Source organism: Paraburkholderia sp. (assembly GCF_036488795.1).
GTDB lineage: Bacteria > Pseudomonadota > Gammaproteobacteria > Burkholderiales > Burkholderiaceae > Paraburkholderia.
Genome location: NZ_DASXHA010000092.1, coordinates 14,299 through 32,446 on the forward strand (window position 1 = coordinate 14,299; position 18,148 = coordinate 32,446).

17 protein-coding genes are annotated in these 18,148 nt (G+C 62.3%); 13 read left to right on the plus strand and 4 right to left on the minus strand.

Going from position 1 to position 18,148, the window contains the following annotated elements:
- Nucleotides 1-17 precede the first annotated feature (17 nt).
- The 13 genes from rpoE to nagZ all read left to right on the plus strand — a co-directional run bounded on the left by rpoE (nt 18) and on the right by nagZ (nt 12,665).
- Nucleotides 18-617, plus strand: a complete 600-nt coding sequence (gene rpoE / locus VGH41_RS12440) for an RNA polymerase sigma factor RpoE (protein WP_175162620.1) — start codon at nt 18-20, stop codon at nt 615-617.
- Nucleotides 618-700: 83 nt separating this feature from the next.
- A complete protein-coding gene (locus VGH41_RS12445; RefSeq protein WP_331597739.1) occupies nt 701-1,318 on the plus strand; it encodes a sigma-E factor negative regulatory protein in 618 nt (205 codons plus the stop codon).
- A gap of 4 nt (nt 1,319-1,322) precedes the next feature.
- The gene (locus VGH41_RS12450) at nt 1,323-2,366 is read left to right on the plus strand and encodes a MucB/RseB C-terminal domain-containing protein (protein ID WP_331597759.1); all 1,044 of its coding nucleotides are present in this window, start codon (nt 1,323-1,325) and stop codon (nt 2,364-2,366) included.
- A 37-nt stretch (nt 2,367-2,403) separates the two neighbouring features.
- A complete protein-coding gene (locus VGH41_RS12455; protein WP_331597740.1) occupies nt 2,404-3,966 on the plus strand; it encodes a DegQ family serine endoprotease in 1,563 nt (520 codons plus the stop codon).
- The gene (locus VGH41_RS12460; protein WP_331597741.1) at nt 3,963-4,226 is read left to right on the plus strand and encodes a glutaredoxin family protein; all 264 of its coding nucleotides are present in this window, start codon (nt 3,963-3,965) and stop codon (nt 4,224-4,226) included. The genes VGH41_RS12455 and VGH41_RS12460 overlap by 4 nt, the downstream gene beginning before the upstream one ends.
- Nucleotides 4,227-4,396: 170 nt before the next feature.
- A complete protein-coding gene (lepA, locus tag VGH41_RS12465) occupies nt 4,397-6,190 on the plus strand; it encodes a translation elongation factor 4 (protein ID WP_331597743.1) in 1,794 nt (597 codons plus the stop codon).
- Between the two features lie 18 nt (nt 6,191-6,208).
- Nucleotides 6,209-7,102, plus strand: a complete 894-nt coding sequence (lepB, locus tag VGH41_RS12470) for a signal peptidase I (protein ID WP_331597744.1) — start codon at nt 6,209-6,211, stop codon at nt 7,100-7,102.
- 175 nt (nt 7,103-7,277) lie between these two features.
- The gene (gene rnc / locus VGH41_RS12475) at nt 7,278-8,483 is read left to right on the plus strand and encodes a ribonuclease III (RefSeq protein ID WP_331597745.1); all 1,206 of its coding nucleotides are present in this window, start codon (nt 7,278-7,280) and stop codon (nt 8,481-8,483) included.
- A 54-nt stretch (nt 8,484-8,537) separates the two neighbouring features.
- Nucleotides 8,538-9,437 carry a GTPase Era gene (era, locus tag VGH41_RS12480; RefSeq protein WP_331597746.1) on the plus strand — a complete coding sequence of 300 codons (900 nt, stop codon included), beginning with the start codon at nt 8,538-8,540 and terminating at the stop codon, nt 9,435-9,437.
- Nucleotides 9,424-10,323, plus strand: a complete 900-nt coding sequence (gene recO, locus VGH41_RS12485; protein WP_331597747.1) for a DNA repair protein RecO — start codon at nt 9,424-9,426, stop codon at nt 10,321-10,323. Before era ends, recO begins: the two co-directional genes overlap by 14 nt.
- Nucleotides 10,320-11,084, plus strand: a complete 765-nt coding sequence (pdxJ, locus tag VGH41_RS12490; protein WP_331597749.1) for a pyridoxine 5'-phosphate synthase — start codon at nt 10,320-10,322, stop codon at nt 11,082-11,084. Before recO ends, pdxJ begins: the two co-directional genes overlap by 4 nt.
- A gap of 74 nt (nt 11,085-11,158) precedes the next feature.
- Complete coding sequence (gene acpS / locus VGH41_RS12495) at nt 11,159-11,578, plus strand: holo-ACP synthase (protein WP_331597751.1); 420 nt, start codon at nt 11,159-11,161, stop codon at nt 11,576-11,578.
- 55 nt (nt 11,579-11,633) lie between these two features.
- Nucleotides 11,634-12,665, plus strand: coding sequence for a beta-N-acetylhexosaminidase (nagZ, locus tag VGH41_RS12500; RefSeq protein WP_331597752.1), 1,032 nt, complete (start codon nt 11,634-11,636; stop codon nt 12,663-12,665).
- An 80-nt stretch (nt 12,666-12,745) separates the two neighbouring features.
- On the opposite strand, the gene VGH41_RS12505 is transcribed toward nagZ, so the two are convergent.
- The 4 genes from VGH41_RS12505 to earP all read right to left on the minus strand — a co-directional run bounded on the left by VGH41_RS12505 (nt 12,746) and on the right by earP (nt 16,964).
- Nucleotides 12,746-14,128, minus strand: a complete 1,383-nt coding sequence (locus VGH41_RS12505) for a sigma-54 dependent transcriptional regulator (RefSeq protein ID WP_331597754.1) — start codon at nt 14,126-14,128, stop codon at nt 12,746-12,748.
- Nucleotides 14,129-14,437: 309 nt separating this feature from the next.
- Nucleotides 14,438-14,644, minus strand: a complete 207-nt coding sequence (locus VGH41_RS12510; RefSeq protein WP_331597755.1) for a CsbD family protein — start codon at nt 14,642-14,644, stop codon at nt 14,438-14,440.
- Between the two features lie 298 nt (nt 14,645-14,942).
- A complete protein-coding gene (gene efp, locus VGH41_RS12515) occupies nt 14,943-15,500 on the minus strand; it encodes an elongation factor P (RefSeq protein WP_117335116.1) in 558 nt (185 codons plus the stop codon).
- A gap of 243 nt (nt 15,501-15,743) precedes the next feature.
- On the minus strand, nt 15,744-16,964 hold the full coding sequence (gene earP / locus VGH41_RS12520; protein ID WP_331597756.1) for an elongation factor P maturation arginine rhamnosyltransferase EarP: 1,221 nt from the start codon (nt 16,962-16,964) through the stop codon (nt 15,744-15,746).
- Between the last annotated feature and the right edge of the window lie 1,184 nt (nt 16,965-18,148).

An 18,148-nucleotide genomic window follows, 5' to 3' on the forward strand; every position in this document is an offset into this window, starting at 1 on the left:
GTTAACGGATTTATCAGGTGAGCGAAAAAGAAATTGATCAGTTGCTGGTCGAGCGCGTTCAGAAGGGCGACAAGGCCGCGTTCGAGCTGCTGGTCTCCAAGTACCATCGCAAGATCCTGCGGTTGATCTCGCGCCTCGTCCGGGATCCCGCTGAGGTCGAGGACGTGGCTCAGGATGCCTTCATCAAGGCCTACCGTGCGCTGCCGCAATTTCGCGGTGAATCGGCTTTTTATACGTGGTTGTACCGGATTGCGGTGAACACCGCAAAGAACTACCTTGCGACCCAGGGGCGTCGCGCACCGACTTCGACCGAGGCGGATGCTGAAGAAGCTGAAACTTTCTCGGATGCCGACCAACTAAGGGATATCAACACGCCTGAGTCGATGTTGATGAGCAAGCAGATCGCCGAGACGGTCAATGCTGCGATGGCGGTTTTACCGGAAGAGTTGCGCACCGCCATTACTCTTCGTGAAATTGAAGGTTTGAGCTACGAGGAAATCGCTGAGATGATGGGATGCCCGATCGGCACCGTCAGATCACGAATTTTTCGCGCTCGCGAAGCCATTGCGGCAAAATTGCGTCCGTTGCTTGACACACCTGAAGGCAAGCGCTGGTAAGTCGCCAGCGGGGCCGGCGGGGCAATGGGGCAATATCTGGGTTAGGTGGTGTCACTAGGGGTGTGTGTAAGATGGGGAGCATCATGGGGTCGGTCTCGATGCAATCGCAAGCAAGCTCGCGGGGCGAGCGTCTGTCCGCTTTTGTCGACGGTGAGCTGTCCGGCGAAGAGCATCTGAACAAGTTTATTTCTGAGCTGGATCACGAAGATCGTGCGTCCTGGTCGTGCTATCACCTGATTGGCGACGCGCTGCGTTCCGACGATCTGGCGATAAGCGCCACGGCCAGTGGCACGTTCCTCGCCGGCTTTGCCGCGCGGTTCGAGCAGGAGCCGCACGTGCTCGCGCCTGCCGCCATGCCGGTTGCGCGCCGGTTGCTGGCGCTGCGCCGCCGTATGGTGCCCGCATTTGCCGTGGCTGCCGCCGCTGCCACGCTCACGTGGATCGTCGTGCCGCAATTGCAGGGTGTGTCGGGCGTCGCCCAGGTTGCATCAGTCCAGTCTCATGGTGACTCGCTGCAGCGCGTCGCCATGGCGTCGGTGCCGGCCGTGACAGTCCAGCCGGCGGCACAAGACGGCAATATCATTCGTGACGCGAGTCTCGACCAATATCTCGAAGCCCATCAGCAGTTCGCGCAGCAACCGGCCATGCCTGGTTCCATGCCGTTGATTCGCGCTGCCGCCATGACCACGCAAGGCCAATAGCTTGATGCAGACACTGCGGTTGAATAAAACGACTATCTGGGGGCGGCTGCCGGCATTTTTGTTCTGTGCAGCCGTATTGTTGTCCGCCACGCCGCGTGTCTTTGCGCAATCCGCCGACCCACTCGTCGCCCGCCGTACGGCGGCGGATCTGCTCGATCGCATTCACCAGGCTGCCCAGCAGCAGAATTACGAGGGTGCCTTCGTCTACCAGCGGGGCAACTTCGTGCAAACCTCGCGGATTGCCCATTACGCAACCCACAACGACGGTGAGTTCGAGCAGCTCGAAAGCCTGGACGGCAAACCGCGCAAGATGTTGCGCCATAACGACGAGATGTACACGTTCATTCCCGAGCGGCATCTGTGTGTCGTCGAAAAGCGTCAGAACAAGGACTCGTTCCCGGCCTTGCTGGCGGCCAGCGGAGATCAGGTGCTGTCCGTCTACGAGCCGAAGCTGCTCGGCGATGACCGGGTAGCCGGTATCGACAGCCAGGTTGTCGAGCTGGATCCGAAGGACAGCTTCCGTTTCGCCTACAAGTTGTGGGCGGACAAGAAGACCGGTCTGCTGCTACGTGCGCAAACGCTTGATCCGAGCGGTCAGGTGCTCGAGCAGCTGTCGTTCTCGCAGATCAGCGTTGGCGTTCCGGTCGACAAGACCGCCATCGTCAACGGTATTCGCAATTTGGCCGGCTGGACCGTGGTGCGACCGCCGGTGGAATCCGTGGACATGGAAGCGCAAGGCTGGCAGATCGAGCCTACCGTGCCGGGCTTTCGCAAGATTCGGGAATTGCGTCGCCCGATGGCCGCGGCCACTGCCGGCGAGCCGCCCATTCCCGTCGATCAGGCGGTGTTCTCCGACGGCCTCGCGGCCATCTCGGTGTTTGTCGAGCCGGTGGAAAACAATACGCGTAAGGAAGGTGCCGGCAGCAGCGGCGCAACGCACGTGCTAGTCAAGCGTCGCGGAGACTTCTGGATTACTCTGCTAGGGGAAGTGCCCCAAGCCACATTACAGCAATTTGCGTCTGCCATAGAATACAAGGCGCCCAAGTAATCCCACGAATCCTTCGAATCCCTCGGCTTGCTACGATATGACGACTTTCACGGTGCGCAAATTCCTCGCGGCCGCGGTGGTGGCAATTTGTTTGCCGCTCGTACCGCATGCGGCGTCGGCGGCTCCCGCAGCCAACCTTCCGGACTTCACCGATCTCGTCGATAAAGTCGGGCCGGCTGTCGTCAACATTCGCACCACGACGCGCGTGTCCAGCAGCGGCGGTAACACTCACGGCCTGCCGCCGGGTATGGACGACGGCGACATGTCCGAGTTCTTCCGGCGCTTTTTCGGCATCCCGTTGCCGCAGCAGCCCGGCTCGCCGCATGGCGGTGGCGGGGATAACGGCAGCGGCAATGGCAGCGGTAGCGATAACGGCAGCAGCAATGGGAACGGTGGAAGCGGCGGCAATCAGGACACGCCCGATAACTCCGATTCCGAACAGAGCAGCGGCGTAGGGTCGGGCTTCATCCTGTCGTCGGACGGTTATGTGATGACCAACGCGCACGTCGTGGACGACGCGGACAACATCTACGTCACGCTCACCGACAAACGCGAGTTCAAGGCCAAGCTGATCGGCGTGGACGACCGCACCGACGTGGCGGTGGTCAAGATCAGCGCGGCGAATCTGCCGGCCGTGACAATTGGCGACTCGAACAAGGTGCGCGTGGGCGAGTGGGTGGTGGCAATCGGCTCGCCATTCGGCCTCGAGAATACCGTTACCGCGGGCATCGTCAGTGCCAAGGGGCGTGACACGGGCGATTACCTGCCGTTTATCCAGACCGACGTTGCAGTCAATCCCGGCAACTCCGGCGGCCCGTTGATCAATATGCAGGGCGAGGTGATCGGCATCAACTCGCAGATCTACAGCCGCACCGGTGGCTTCATGGGCATCTCGTTCGCGATCCCGATCGATGAAGCGATGCGCGTGGCCGACCAGTTGAAGACCTCCGGTAAAGTCACGCGCGGCCGGATCGCCGTGGCCATTGGCGAAGTGACGAAGGACGTAGCCGATTCGCTCGGCTTGCCGACGGCCGAAGGCGCGCTCGTCAGCAGCGTCGAACCGGGTGGGCCGGCCGACAAGGCGGGCGTGCAGCCGGGCGACATCATCCTGAAGTTCAACGGACATTCGGTCGATACGGCGACGGACCTGCCGCGCATGGTGGGCGATACGAAGCCGGGCACAAAGGCTACCATCACCGTCTGGCGCAAGGGCCAGACACGCGATCTGCCGGTGACGATTGCCGAGATGCAGCCGGACAAGACCGCGAAGACCGACGAGAAGCAGGCGCCGCCGCCGAAGCAGCGCGCAACCAATGCGCTCGGCGTCGCCGTCAGCGACCTGTCGTCCGATCAGCAAAAGACGCTGAAACTGAAGGGTGGTGTGCAGGTCGATCAGGTCGACGGACCGGCGGCGCGCGTTGGCCTGCAGAAGGGCGACATCATCCTGCGCGTGGGCGATACGGACATCGTCAGTGCGAAGCAGTTCGACGCCGTGACTTCGCACCTCGACCCGCAGAAGATGGTTGCACTGCTCGTGCGTCGTGGCGATAACACGCAGTTTGTGCCGCTGCGTCCGCGCGGCGGCTCCGCGTCAAAATGACGAAGCCGGCGCCGCTCACGCTCTATGGGCGCGCGTGGTGCCATTTGTGCGACGAGATGCGCGCCGCACTCGGGCCGCTCGCGACCGAGTTCGGTGTGCAGGTCGAAGTCGTCGATATCGACGCCGATCCCTTACTGGAAGCGCGTTACAACGAGCGAGTACCGGTTTTGGTCTGCGAAGGTGTCGAGTTGTGTCACTATCACCTCGACGAAGGGCGGGTGCGCGCCGCGCTCACGGCGCGTGCTGTGCAGGCCCGCTAGCGTAAGAAAAGTCCTCACGCCTCGCGCGCGCCCGAGCCGGCTTTCCGTGCGGCGCTGCAAGATATGCCGGGCCGGAGCCTTTTTCGGCTAAAATAGACAGGTTTTTCACCTACTTACAAGGCGTGCTCCGCAATCGTCCGAGCGCGCCTTTTTCGCTTGATCGGTACTGAATGGATCATATTCGTAATTTCTCGATCATTGCGCACATCGACCATGGCAAGTCGACGCTCGCCGATCGCATCATCCAGATTTGCGGCGGCTTGTCCGATCGCGAGATGGAATCTCAAGTGCTCGACTCGATGGATCTCGAGCGCGAGCGCGGCATCACCATCAAGGCACAAACCGCCGCACTGACGTACAAGGCCCGCGATGGGCAGATCTACAACCTCAACATGATCGACACGCCGGGGCACGTCGACTTCTCGTATGAAGTCAGCCGTTCGCTGTCCGCGTGCGAAGGCGCGCTGCTGGTGGTCGACGCCAGTCAGGGCGTCGAAGCGCAGACGGTGGCCAACTGCTACACGGCCATCGAACTCGGCGTGGATGTGATCCCGGTGCTGAACAAGATCGATCTGCCGGCCGCGAATCCCGAAAACGCCATCGAAGAAATCGAAGACGTGATCGGCATCGACGCAACCGACGCCACACGTTGCAGCGCCAAGACGGGCCTCGGCGTCGAAGACGTGCTCGAAGCGCTGATCGCCAAAGTGCCGCCGCCCAAGGGTGATGCCGACGCGCCGCTGCAGGCGCTGATCATCGACTCGTGGTTCGACAACTACGTGGGCGTCGTGATGCTGGTGCGTATCGTCAACGGCACGCTGCGCCCGAAGGACAAGATCCGCATGATGGCGACCGGCGCGCAGTATCCGGTCGAGCATATCGGCGTGTTCACGCCGAAATCGAAGAATCTCGAGGTCTTGTCAGCGGGGCAGGTGGGCTTCATCATCGCCGGCATCAAGGAACTGGCTGCGGCGAAGGTGGGCGACACGGTCACGCTGGTGAACCGTCCCGCGCCTGAACCGCTGCCGGGCTTCAAGGAAGTCAAGCCGCAGGTGTTCGCGGGTCTCTATCCGGTCGAAGCCAACCAGTACGACGCACTGCGTGATTCGCTGGAAAAGCTGAAGCTGAACGACGCCTCGCTGATGTACGAGCCGGAAGTGTCGCAGGCACTCGGTTTCGGTTTCCGCTGCGGCTTCCTCGGCCTGCTGCACATGGAGATCGTGCAGGAGCGTCTCGAGCGCGAGTTCGACATGGACCTGATCACCACGGCACCGACCGTGGTGTACGAAGTCCTGCAGCGCGACGGCACGACCATCATGGTCGAGAATCCGGCGAAGATGCCGGAGCCTTCGAAGATCGAAGAAGTGCGCGAGCCGATCGTCACGGTCAATCTGTATATGCCGCAGGACTATGTCGGCTCGGTGATCACGCTGTGCACGCAAAAGCGCGGCAATCAGATCAACATGCAGTACCACGGCCGCCAGGTTCAGCTCACCTACGAAATTCCGATGGGCGAAGTCGTGCTCGATTTCTTCGATCGTCTCAAGTCCATCTCGCGCGGCTACGCGTCCATGGATTACGAGTTCAAGGAATACCGTGCGGCGGATGTCGTGAAGGTCGACATGCTGATCAACGGCGACAAGGTGGACGCCTTGTCGGTGATCGTGCACCGTTCGCAAAGCCAGTATCGCGGCCGCGAAGTGGCGGCGAAAATGCGTGAGCTGATTCCGCGTCAAATGTACGATGTCGCGATTCAGGCCACCATTGGCGCGAACATTATTGCGCGCGAGAACATCAAGGCGTTGCGTAAGAATGTGCTGGCAAAATGCTACGGCGGCGATATTAGCCGTAAGAAGAAACTGCTGGAAAAGCAAAAGGCAGGCAAGAAGCGAATGAAGCAGGTCGGGTCCGTCGAGATTCCGCAAGAGGCTTTCCTCGCGATCCTGCGTGTCGAAGACAAATAAGACGAACAACGGAACCCTATGAATTTTGCACTGATTCTTTTTGTGCTCGTCATCATTACGGGCGTCGCATGGGTCGCAGATAAACTGGTTTTCATGCCGCAACGGCGGCGTGCGGCCGACGCGGCGGTCGCCGAGTTCGACCGTCAGCAGGCCCGCGTCGGCGAGCGTTTCGCCGACGAAAACGCGCCGCAAACGCGCGCGCGTCTGCGTGACGAGAAACTGCGTCAGCCGTGGTGGCTCGAGTATTCCGCGAGCTTTTTCCCGGTCATTCTGGTGGTGTTCGTCGTGCGTTCGTTCGTCGTCGAGCCGTTCAAGATTCCGTCCGGCTCGATGGTGCCGACGCTGCTGGTGGGCGACTTCATCCTCGTCAACAAGTACGAATACGGCATTCGCCTGCCCATCACCAACACCAAGATCACCGCGGGCCGTCCGCTGGAACGCGGTGACGTGGTGGTGTTCCGCTACCCGAAAGACGAGTCGGTCGATTACATCAAGCGCGTGATCGGTCTGCCGGGTGACGTGGTTTCCTATCAGGACAAGCAACTGACGATCAACGGCAAGCCGGTGCCGGAAACGCCGCTGCCGGATTACTTCGACGAAGAGCGCATTGGTTATGCGAAGCAATTCGAAGAAGATCTCGACGGCCGCAAGAACGCCATTCTGAACAACCCGGCGGTGCCGCCGTTCATCGTCGGCGCGGAAGATTATCCGTACCGGGACAACTGCACGTACAACGCACGCGGTGTGATCTGCAAGGTGCCCCCGGGCAACTACTTCATGATGGGTGACAACCGCGATAACAGCGCTGACAGCCGTTATTGGGGCTTCGCGCCGGACAAGAATATCGTTGGTCGCGCGTTCTTTATCTGGATGAATTTCAGCAGCCTGAAACGCATCGGGACGTTCCATTAAGCATCGCCGCATCGACCGCATCACTTTCCGCACAACACGCTGCACAGATGTCTCGCATCCGTTGCAGCGTGTTATCACGCTACTTTAAGAACGTGCGGTAAGGTCGCTTCACCACGCTTTTTCGTTGGCCGCCCCGCGTTTTCGCCGGGGCAGGCGCCCGCGTTATACTCTGCACATGCCCCTATCTCCGTTGGAAAGCCGTTTGCGCTACGAATTTCGCAATGCGGAATTGTTGCGCCAGGCTTTAACTCACCGCAGTCACAGTGCCACGCATAACGAACGGCTCGAGTTTCTCGGCGACTCCGTTCTGAATTGCGCGGTGGCTGCGCTATTGTTCCAACGTTTCAGCAAACTGGACGAGGGCGATCTGTCCCGCGTCCGCGCCAACCTGGTCAAACAGCAGTCGTTGTACGAGATTGCTCAGGCCCTGAATATTTCAGACGGATTGCGGCTGGGCGAGGGCGAACTGCGCAGCGGCGGCTTCCGCCGGCCGTCCATCCTCGCTGACACGCTCGAAGCCATCCTTGGCGCAATCTTTCTCGACGGCGGCTTCGACGCCGCCCAGACGGTCATCAAACGGCTCTATGTGCCGATTCTCGACCATATCGACCCGCGCACGCTCGGCAAAGATTCGAAGACGCTCCTGCAGGAATATCTGCAGGGACACAAGATTGCCCTGCCGACGTACACGGTCGTCGCCACTCATGGCGCGGCGCACAATCAGCAGTTTGAAGTCGAATGCACGGTGCCGAAGCTGGACGTAAAGGTGTCCGGCTCCGGCGCGAGCCGCCGCGCCGCCGAGCAGGCCGCCGCGAAAAAGGCGCTCGACGAGGTGATGGCCGCCGCACCGGCCGTGGTGGCCAAGCCGAAGCGTTCGAAAGGCGCGCGGGCGGCCAAGCATGCCGAGCCGGAGATCGTCCCGGGTGTCACAGGGGTCCAGACCGCGCTCGATCTGCGCGCACCCGACCGGAAGGGCGATCGTCATGCGCGCGGCGAGGCGAGGCTGGCTGAGGCCGCGGCCGAGCGTGTGGCGCCTGCCGTGGTGCCGGCGCCCGCGCCGCTTGCCGTGATCCGCGCCGCGCACGTCGAATACAGCAATCCGGGCGCGGCAGAGAAAGACAAAGCTGAGCGCGGCGACAAGCAGGACAAACCAGAAAAACAGGACAAGCCGGACAAGGCCGCCGCCGGCGAGCGGGCGGAGCCGGCGCTGCGCGTCGCTGACAAAGCGTCGGGCGACAAACCCGCCGCTGAAAAAAACGCCCCCGACAAACCCGCCGCGTCCCGCACCCGCGAACTCGCGCCCGGCGTGCAGGCGCCGGCCGAACTCGAACCCGGTGTTGCCGACGCGGTCCCCTCGCGCGTCGCCGATGCCGGCCACTGATGCCATGGGCGCGCGTTTCGCCGCGCGTCCATACGAACTTGCCGTAGCCTGAATATGACTGCTTCCACTCCCACTGGTTTTCGCTGCGGCATGGTCGCAATCGTCGGCCGCCCGAATGTCGGCAAGTCCACGCTGATGAACGCGCTGGTCGGCCAGAAAGTCAGCATCACCTCCCGTAAGGCGCAGACCACGCGCCATCGCATCACCGGCATTCACACGCTGGAAGACGCGCAGTACATCTTCGTCGACACGCCCGGTTTTCAGACCAAACACAGCGGCGCGCTGAACCGTTCGCTAAACCGCGCGGTGACGTCCACGCTGAGCTCGGTCGACGCGATCCTGTTCGTCATCGAGGCCGGCCGTTTCGGTCCGGACGACCAGAAGGTGCTCGACCTGGTTCCGCCTTCGGTGCCCACGCTGCTGATTGCGAACAAGCTCGACCGCGTCTCTGATAAAGACTCGCTGTACCCGTTCATGCAACAGGTGAGCGCGCTGCGCCAGTTCAACGAAATCGTGCCGCTGTCGGCCAGGAACCTGGACGACATCAAGCGTCTGATGGCGACCGTCAAGCCGTATCTGCCGGAAGGTTCGCCGATCTACGGCGAAGACGACCTGACCGACCGCAGCGAGCGTTTTCTCGCCGCCGAAATTCTGCGCGAAAAGGTTTTCCGCTGGACCGGCGACGAACTGCCGTACACGAGCACCGTGCTGATCGACAAGTTCGAGACCGAAGGCCGTCTGCGCCGCATCTTCGCCACCATCCTGGTGGAGCGCGACACGCACAAGGCGATGATCATCGGCCAGAAGGGCGCCAAACTGAAGCAGATCAGTACCGAAGCGCGTCTGGACATGGAAAAGCTGTTCGACGGTCCTGTGTATCTGGAAACCTTCATCAAGGTGAAGAGTGGCTGGGCCGACAACGAAGCCGGACTCCGCGCCTATGGGTACGAATGACGCGTGGATGACGCTGCAATCCGACGCTGAACCGGACGACGCCGAGCCGGTCGCGCCGGCGCGCGAGCCGTCGAAGGCGCGCGCTGCGAAAAGATCTTCTGCTGCTGCCACCTCCGGCGATCAAGGCGAAGCACGCAAAACGCCGCCGCGCCGTCCGCGAAGTTCCGGCTCCGAATACAAGATCACGGAGCAGCCGGCTTTCGTGCTGCATAGTTATCCGCATCGCGAGACCAGTCTGATCATCGACGTGCTGACGCGCGACCATGGCCGCCTCGCGCTCGTCGCCAAAGGCGCCAAGCGCCCGCACTCCGCCCTGCGTGGCGTGCTGCAGACCTTCCAGCCGCTTGCGCTGTCGTGGTCCGGCAAATCCGAGGTGCGCACGCTGACCGGCGCCGAATGGGTGGGCGGCATGTTGCCGCTCGCCGGCGACGCGTTGCTGTGCGGCTTCTACGTCAACGAATTGCTGGTCAAATTTTGCGGACGTGAAGACCCGCATCCGCAACTGTTCCAGCACTATGTCGTGACGCTCGCGCGCCTCGCGCACGACGAGCCGCCCGTGCAGGTGCTGCGTTCGTTCGAGCGTGTGCTGCTGCGCGAAACCGGCTACGCGCTGGCGCTCAATCGCACGGTGGCGCGCAAGGCGGTGCAGCCGGAGGGCCGCTATGTGTTCGATCCCGAGCGCGGCGTGCGCGAGGCGTCCGACGATCTGCCGGCACAATGGCCGGTGATTGCAGGGCAGACCTTGCTCGATATGGAAGCGGACGATTACCATCGTGCGCAGACCGTGGCGCAAAGCAAGACGCTGATGCGCTTTCTGCTCAACACTTACCTTGGCGGCACGCCGCTCGCGACGCGCCAGATCCTGATCGACTTGCAGAACTTATGAGCTTCTTTCTTACGTCGCCGACTGTCATCGACCTGGGCGTGAATATCGATCACGTCGCTACGCTGCGCAACGCGCGCGGCACGTCGTATCCCGACCCGATCCGCGCGGCGCTCGACGCCGAAGACGCGGGCGCGGACGTAATCACGCTGCATCTGCGCGAAGACCGCCGGCATATCGTCGACGCCGACGTGCGCAAGCTGCGTCCACTGCTGAAGACGCGCATGAACCTGGAATGCGCGGTGACGCAGGAGATGCTCGACATTGCCTGTGAAGTGCAGCCGCACGATGTCTGTCTCGTGCCGGAAAAGCGCGCGGAACTGACGACCGAAGGCGGCCTCGATGTGGCCGGCCAGTTCGAAGCCGTCAAGGCCGCCTGCAAGCAACTGGCCGACGCCGGTTCGCGTGTGTCGCTCTTCATCGACCCCGACGAAACACAGATCCGCGCCGCGCACGAAGCCGGTGCGCCGGTGATCGAACTGCACACCGGCCGTTATGCCGAAGCGCATGATCCGGCCGGGCAGCAGCATGAATATGAGCGGGTCGTGCGTGGCGTCGAGCTGGGTGTGTCGCTGGGTATCAAGGTCAACGCCGGCCATGGGCTGCATTACACGAACGTTCAGCAGATCGCGGCGATCGACGGCATTGTCGAACTGAACATCGGCCACGCGATCGTCGCGCATGCGATCTTCGCCGGCTGGGACAACGCCGTGCGCGAGATGAAGGCGATCATGGTCGCGGCGCGGCTCGCCGCACGCGCCTGAGCGCGGGGCGGGGTGACTGATCAGATCCGCAGACCCCGCGCCGCCACCACACGACAACGAGGACGCAGTCACGCATGACAATCTACGGTATCGGCACGGACATCGTTCAGGTCAGCCGGGTGGCGGCGGTGATGACCCGCACCAACGGGCGCTTCGCGGAGAAAGTGCTCGGTCCCGATGAGCTGCGTGTCTATCACGCGCGCCACGCGCGCTCGGCCGCGCGCGGTCTTGCGTTTCTCGCGACGCGGTTCTCGGCGAAAGAAGCCTTTTCCAAAGCGATCGGTCTCGGCATGCGCTGGCCCATGACCTGGCGCGCCTTGCAGACGCTCAATGAGCCGAGCGGCAGGCCGATGGTCGTCGCTTCCGGCGAACTCGCTCAATGGCTGGAGGCGCGTGGCATCACGGCCAAGGTCACGATCAGCGACGAGAAGGACTATGCGGTCTCCTTCGTGATCGCGGAAACCGCGGATCCTGGCGGCCCCGCTGCCTCCTGAACTCTCCCGACGCGGCGCACGCAGGCCGCGTCATCTATCCTTCTTGCGGAATTCGATGAAAACCAATCCCGGACCGGTGATGCTCGACGTGGTCGGCAAAACGCTGAACGACGACGACATGCGCCGCCTCGCTCATCCGATGACCGGCGGCGTGATCCTGTTCGCGCGCCACTACGAAAGCCGCGCGCAACTGGAAGCGCTGACCGGCGCGATCCGCGAGGTGCGCGACGATCTGCTGATTGCGGTCGATCACGAGGGCGGCCGCGTGCAGCGTTTTCGCACCGACGGCTTCACCGTGCTGCCGGCAATGGGCAAGTTGGGTGCCCTGTGGGACTCCGATGTCCTGCATGCAACCAAGGTCACTACGGCAGTGGGCTACATTCTCGCGACGGAATTGCGCGCGTGCGGCATCGACATGAGTTTCACGCCCGTGCTCGATCTGAATTACGGCCAGTCGCAGGTGATCGGCGACCGCTCGTTTCATCGCGATCCGCGCGTCGTCGCAATGCTGGCGAAGAGTCTGAACCACGGCCTCGCGCTCGCGGGCATGGCGAACTGCGGCAAGCATTTCCCCGGACATGGTTTTGCGCACGCCGACTCGCACGTCGCGATGCCGGTCGACGACCGGCCGCTCGACGTTATCTTGCGCGACGACGTAGCGCCTTATGACTGGTTGGGCCTGTCGCTGGCGTCGGTGATCCCGGCGCATGTGATTTATCCGCAGGTCGACTCGAAGCCGGCCGGTTTTTCGCGGGTCTGGCTGCAGGAGATCTTGCGCAACAAGCTGCGCTTCACGGGCGCCATCTTCAGCGACGACTTGTCGATGGAAGCCGCGCGGCAGGGCGGCACGCTGACCGAAGCGGCGACGGCCGCCCTGCAGGCCGGCTGCGACATGGTGCTGATCTGCAATCAGCCGGCCGAAGCGGAGAAGGTGCTGGACGCGTTGCGTTTTACGCCGTCGAAGGAATCGCAACGGCGCATCAGGAGCATGCGGCCGCGCGGCAAGGCGCTCAAATGGAGCAAGCTGGTGGCTGAGCCGGAATATCAGCAGGCGCAGTTGCTGTTGCGCAGCGCATTTGTTTCCTGAGCGGTTCGCGCGGATCCAGAAAGACGGCGCCGCGACGCCGTCTTTTTTTGCCCGTTTGCCCGTTTGCCCGTCAATGCGGGTTAATTCAGACGCATCCGCTGTAGTTTGTTGTACAGCGTCTTCGGACTGATTCCCAGCAGCGACGCCGCACGATGCCGCGTGCCGCCGACCGCATCGAGGGTCGCGCGGATCAGCATTTCCTCCACATCCGCGAGCGGTGTGCCGACGGTGACCTGCACCCGGCTGCCGTTCAGGTCGCGGCCGTTGCCCGAGCCGTTTTCGTCGGCGCGCAGCGTTTCGAGCACGTCACCGGATGCCTGGTAGGCGCGCCGCACGCGGTCCTGCAGTTCGCGCACGTTGCCGGGCCATTCATACGCAAGGCACTCGCGCAGGAAGTTGGGTCCGACCTGCTTGGTGGCGTCTGCGGTGCCGCTGGCGCTTGCCTCGCGATTCAGCTCATCGACCGTGGCTTGCGCCAGCAGCGCAGGGTCGTCACCGCGCTCGCGCAAGGGCGGCAGCGTAACGGCGGCTGCGTCCAGACGCAAGGCGAGATCTGCGTGCAAGCTGCCGTCGGCGACGGCTGCGCGCGGCGACTTGCGGGTCGAGGCGATCAGCCGGAAGTCCGTCACCACCTGGTGCGTGCCCCCGACCCGCATGAAGGTCTGCGAATCGAGCGCGCGCAACAGCGCCTCCTGCTGCGGGCGCGGCAATTCGGCGATCTCGTCGATAAAGAGCGTGCCGCCGCTCGCCTGTTCGAACAGACCCTGTTCGCGTTGCTCGGCGCCGCTGAACGCGCCCCGTTCATGGCCGAACAGCACGCTGTCGAGTGAACGATGCGCCGCGAGGCTGACCGCCGTGCGGCAGTCGAACGTGATGAACGGACCCTTGCGGCGACGGCTCATCTCATGCAGGGTGCGCGCGGCGACTTCCTTGCCGGTGCCGGCTTCCCCGGAAATCAGTACGGCGGCTTCGGTCGGCGCGGTATGTTCGATCAGGTCGTAGACGTGCTGGATCGAGCCGCTGCGTCCGAGCATGGGCCCAAAGCGGCCGAGCTGACGCAGCGTGGCGCGCAGCGTCTGCACTTCCTCGGTCAGTTCGTACGGGCGCGGAATACGCGCGAGCAGACTGCGCAGACGCGGAATGTTGACGGGCTTCAGCAAATAATCCCAGATGCCGTGCCGCAAGCCTTCAATCGCACTTTCGACAGTGGCGTTGCCGGTCATCACGATAACCGGCAACGCGCCGCCTGGCGGTTGCGCGGGCAGGTGCTGGAGCAGGTCGAGGCCGCTGCCGTCGGGCAGATTCAGATCCACCAGCACGACGTCAGGAATGAAGCGGGTCAGCGCCGCCCGTGCTTCAGCAAGTGTCGTGGCGGTGTCGACGGAGAAACCGTCGGCGGCGAGTATCGCCGACAGACCGGACAGACTATTGGGATCGTCTTCGACAATCAGAGCGTGTGGCATGGCGAGCGAAATTTAAAGTGGACGGAAATCCGCGCCCCGTCGCCAGTGAGGCGCAGGGCAGCGGTACGATTTCTGGCCGTTGTTTCTGGAGAGACGCCAAACCGGGCGCGCAGTCGCACTGTCCGCCGCTACGAGGACAAGGCAGGTGGACGGGCGCAGCCACACGGTAGGCGAAACGGCAGTTTGATTCATTCGTTGCGCAATCCCGAGTCAGTCAATCTGGTCCGTTGTGGAGCGCGACAACCAGGGGCGCGCTAACAGTGAAGGTGGGCGCGCTTGCCACGCGTCGTGCACTCCACTCATGGATACCTAGAAATGCCGGTTTGCATCGAAGAAGCGGCGCACTTCCAGCTCGGCTTCGTCGCGGGTTTTGCCGTAGCGTTCCTGGATCAGGCCGGTGAGCCGCTCGGCACGGCCTTCCGCCTTGGTCAGTTCGTCGTCGGTCAGTTCGCCCCACGCCGTCTTCGCCTTGCCGATCATTTGCTTCCACTTGCCTTCAGCGATGTCGTTATTCATGACGCATCTCCCATTGGAAAGAAGTAAAGCCTGTCGAGGCCTGATCTTCATACAAGCAGGGAGCGTGCCACCAGGAATTACTTAAGCCCGTCAGTGATTTACCGGGAGTGGGCCCGTTGCGGCCTGCCTTCGCCAGGAAAAATCGAAAAAGGAGCGGTAAAGTTTTCCTCAACCATACACGGTCGCGAAAAAAAGAAAAAGCGCCCGTGAGAGGCGCTTTTCATTTGCAAGCCGTGAGAACGACACGGCGGCAGGCGCGTCCCGCAAGGCAGCGGGCGCGCGCTGGCAGCGAGGACGCTTACGCGCGGCTGCGGTATTCGTGCGTACGCGTGTCGATTTCGATCTTGTCGCCGATATTGCAGAAGAGCGGCACTTGCAATTCGAAGCCGGTGTTCAGCTTGGCGTTCTTCAGGACCTTGCCCGACGACGTGTCGCCCTTGACAGCCGGTTCCGTGTAGATGATTTCGCGAACCAGCGTGGTCGGCAGTTCGACCGAGATGGCCTTCTCGTTGTAGAACACGACTTCGCAAGCCATGCCGTCTTCGAGGTAGTTCAGCGCGTCGCCCATCATTTCCGCTTCGACTTCAAACTGGTTGTAGTCGGCGTCCATGAACACGTACATCGGGTCGGCGAAGTACGAGTACGTCACTTCCTTGCGGTCGAGCAGGACGACGTCGAACTTGTCGTCTGCCTTGTACACGGTTTCCATGCCTGCGCCGGTCAACAGATTCTTGAACTTCATCTTCACGACGGCGGAGTTACGGCCCGATTTGTTGTATTCGGCCTTTTGCACGACCATCGCGTCTGCGCCGATCATCACGACGTTACCGGTGCGGAGTTCCTGTGCGGTCTTCATAAAACTGTCCTGTACGAAATAAGTTGCTTCAACTGTGCTCAACGGCATACGGCGCAAGCGGGCTGGGTGCCTGTCGCTGCTGCTTGCGGCGGTTGCCCGCGGCCCGTTACCTTCCGATAACTGCTTTTTACCCGGAGCGGGCGCGTACACGAGCGGCGCCGATGCGCGAGGACGATTTCCGTTTGAAGCCGGTTCGCCGCCGCCATCGTGCCGCGCTTGTGTCGTCGGCCGTTGGATAACCGCTTATTTTAACTGACTTTTTGTGAATTCGGCCAGATTTCCAGCGAGGTCGCCGGGCGCCGCAAGTTCGACCGCCCACGCCGCCGCGCGCTGCTCAAAAGCCGCGCGATGACGCTGGAAATCGGCCCAATCGGGCCGGCCGGTGCCGTTCCAGGCATGCCAGAAACGCGCCAGCGCCGCGCGGGCAGGCGCCGGCAGCGGACCGGCGTAGTGGGCGAGGGCGGCGTCGAGCTTGGGCAGGTGAGCATCGTCCGCTTGCGGGTAGATATGCCAGACGAACGGCCGCGCGGCCCATTGGGCCCGCACGAAGGAGTCCTCGCCGCGCACGAAGTTGAGGTGGCTCGCCCACAGGAGCGCGTCGTAGCCGGGCTGGTCGGTGAAGGCGAGCGCGTGGGCGCGCAGGTTGCCGCGCGCGGCGTGCGTGCCGGCGGCAAAGCCCGGCAAGCCGAAAAAGCGCGCGATCGCGCCCGAAATCCGTCCCTCCGGCACGAGCAGCACGATCGGTGTCGGACTGTCGCGCCATTGACCGAGCAGGCTGTCGATGACGGGGTTCTCGTACGAAAACAGCGAAATCACCGTGGCGTCCGGTTCGGGCGCGGGCGCGCCAATGGCGTTTTGCCACCAGCCGGCGCGCATCTGCGGTGACGCTTCGAAGGTCGCGCGCGCGGCATCCAGATGGCGTTCCTTCAGCACACCACCGGTTCCGGCGCCGAGACCCGGAAAAAAGAACGTCTTGGTCAGCGGATAGCGCGGGTGCGGCGAGCGGCGCAGATGGAAATCCGCGACCCAGTCTTCGGCGCTCAGGTATTCGAGATTCAGCCAGACCGGCGGGCGTTCGCGGCGCGCCATCGCGGCAACGTAGACGTGCGGCAACTCGCAGCCGAAGGCTTCGATTGCGACGTCCGCGACCTCGAGCGTCTCGCCCGCGTGCGACGGCTCGTGCCAGTGCTCGATGACGATGCCGCTCACGGCCTGGCGGCTACGGTCGAGGTCGAGTGCGGGGCATAGCTTCTGGAACGCGTGGAGATCGTCGACGAAAATGCGCATCTGCCAGCCGTACTCGCTCGCCAGTTGGCGCGCGAGCCGCCAGCACACGCCAATATCGCCGAAGTTGTCGATCACCGCGCAAAACACGTCGCAGGCAATCGCCTCGTGCACCGGCGCGGTACGGCCCGTGGACGGCGCGTTGGATGTAAGCGGAGCGGGCGGGCGCGCTGAAGGCATGGTGGGGGCAGGGGAAGAGACGGCCGGCATCCGGGTCTCGAACGCGCGAGGAATGTTCTAAACTGGCGATTCTAGTGCGACACGACACCCTTCGTGTAGAGGTGCGCCGAAGCTCTATAAAGCGGCATTGACTAGGTGTGGCAAGGCCTTCGCGCAATACTACCTGAGGAATTTTCGCAGGTACAACAGCCTGAAGTGAGCTTGCCAACAGTTCCCGGCGGGTGATGTTTTGAGCTGCAGGGAGCTGGAATTAACTCAGAAAGCGTTGTATCGGCACGACACTTCGCAGGAAGTATTGTTACGAAATATTGCGACGCTTAAAACGAAAATAGCGCGGGTCTCGCCACCATCGTTTTGATGGTTATTCGATCACGCGCATAAATCTGAGCCTAGTAACCCCCGAAGGGTTAAAAGCTCTGTTCTGTCATTGTTCAACTGCGGTGTCCTCGCAGCAGCGAACCGTTTGTACGACCAAACGTAGCCTAGGAAGACATGCGTCACTGGTAACGGTGGGGTGTGAAGCTTTTCCGACAATGTAGCCCCTGGAAGTTCTCGGGCAGTCAGGTGTTGCGAAACATGTGGCTGGAAGATCGTCAGCAGCGATGATCTAGGAGCTAGGCTGGCCGATACGGTCAATGTAAGTGAACCGCTGATAAACCTCGTTACCAGTGTTGAGCCAAATGCTGCTCGGGCTCAAGCCAAACGGCACGTGGCCAGTTAGCCCACTTAGAATTTGGGCTACGTCGTTGAAGTGCCACCGGGGAATAGGCGGGACCTAAGTCGGTCGTGTGACAGGCAGGGAACGTGGTAAGCCCGTATCGTCGCCAATCGACGTTGATTGGCAAGGTGGGTCGCAAGATCCATTGATGGTGGTGTGGGTATGGGAGGACGGAAAAAGCGAATGGCGGCCTGTAATCGGCCGCATAGGGGTTGGGACATTACTCCACGCGAAAGCGGGCAGACTTCCGTCTGGTCTACCGTCGCAAGACGGCTGACAGACCCTTGAAACTTGGTGATCCAGACGACCTCGTCCGGATCAATTGAAATTCTCCCTAGCGGGTGCGTATTTTCCCCGCTGGGGAAGATGCGTCTCCCGTCTGGGATTTTCTTGTCCAGTAAGGAGAGCAGCATGGAAGAATCAGTCCGAAAGGACGGATCTGCGCTTTCCCACGCACTGGACCACT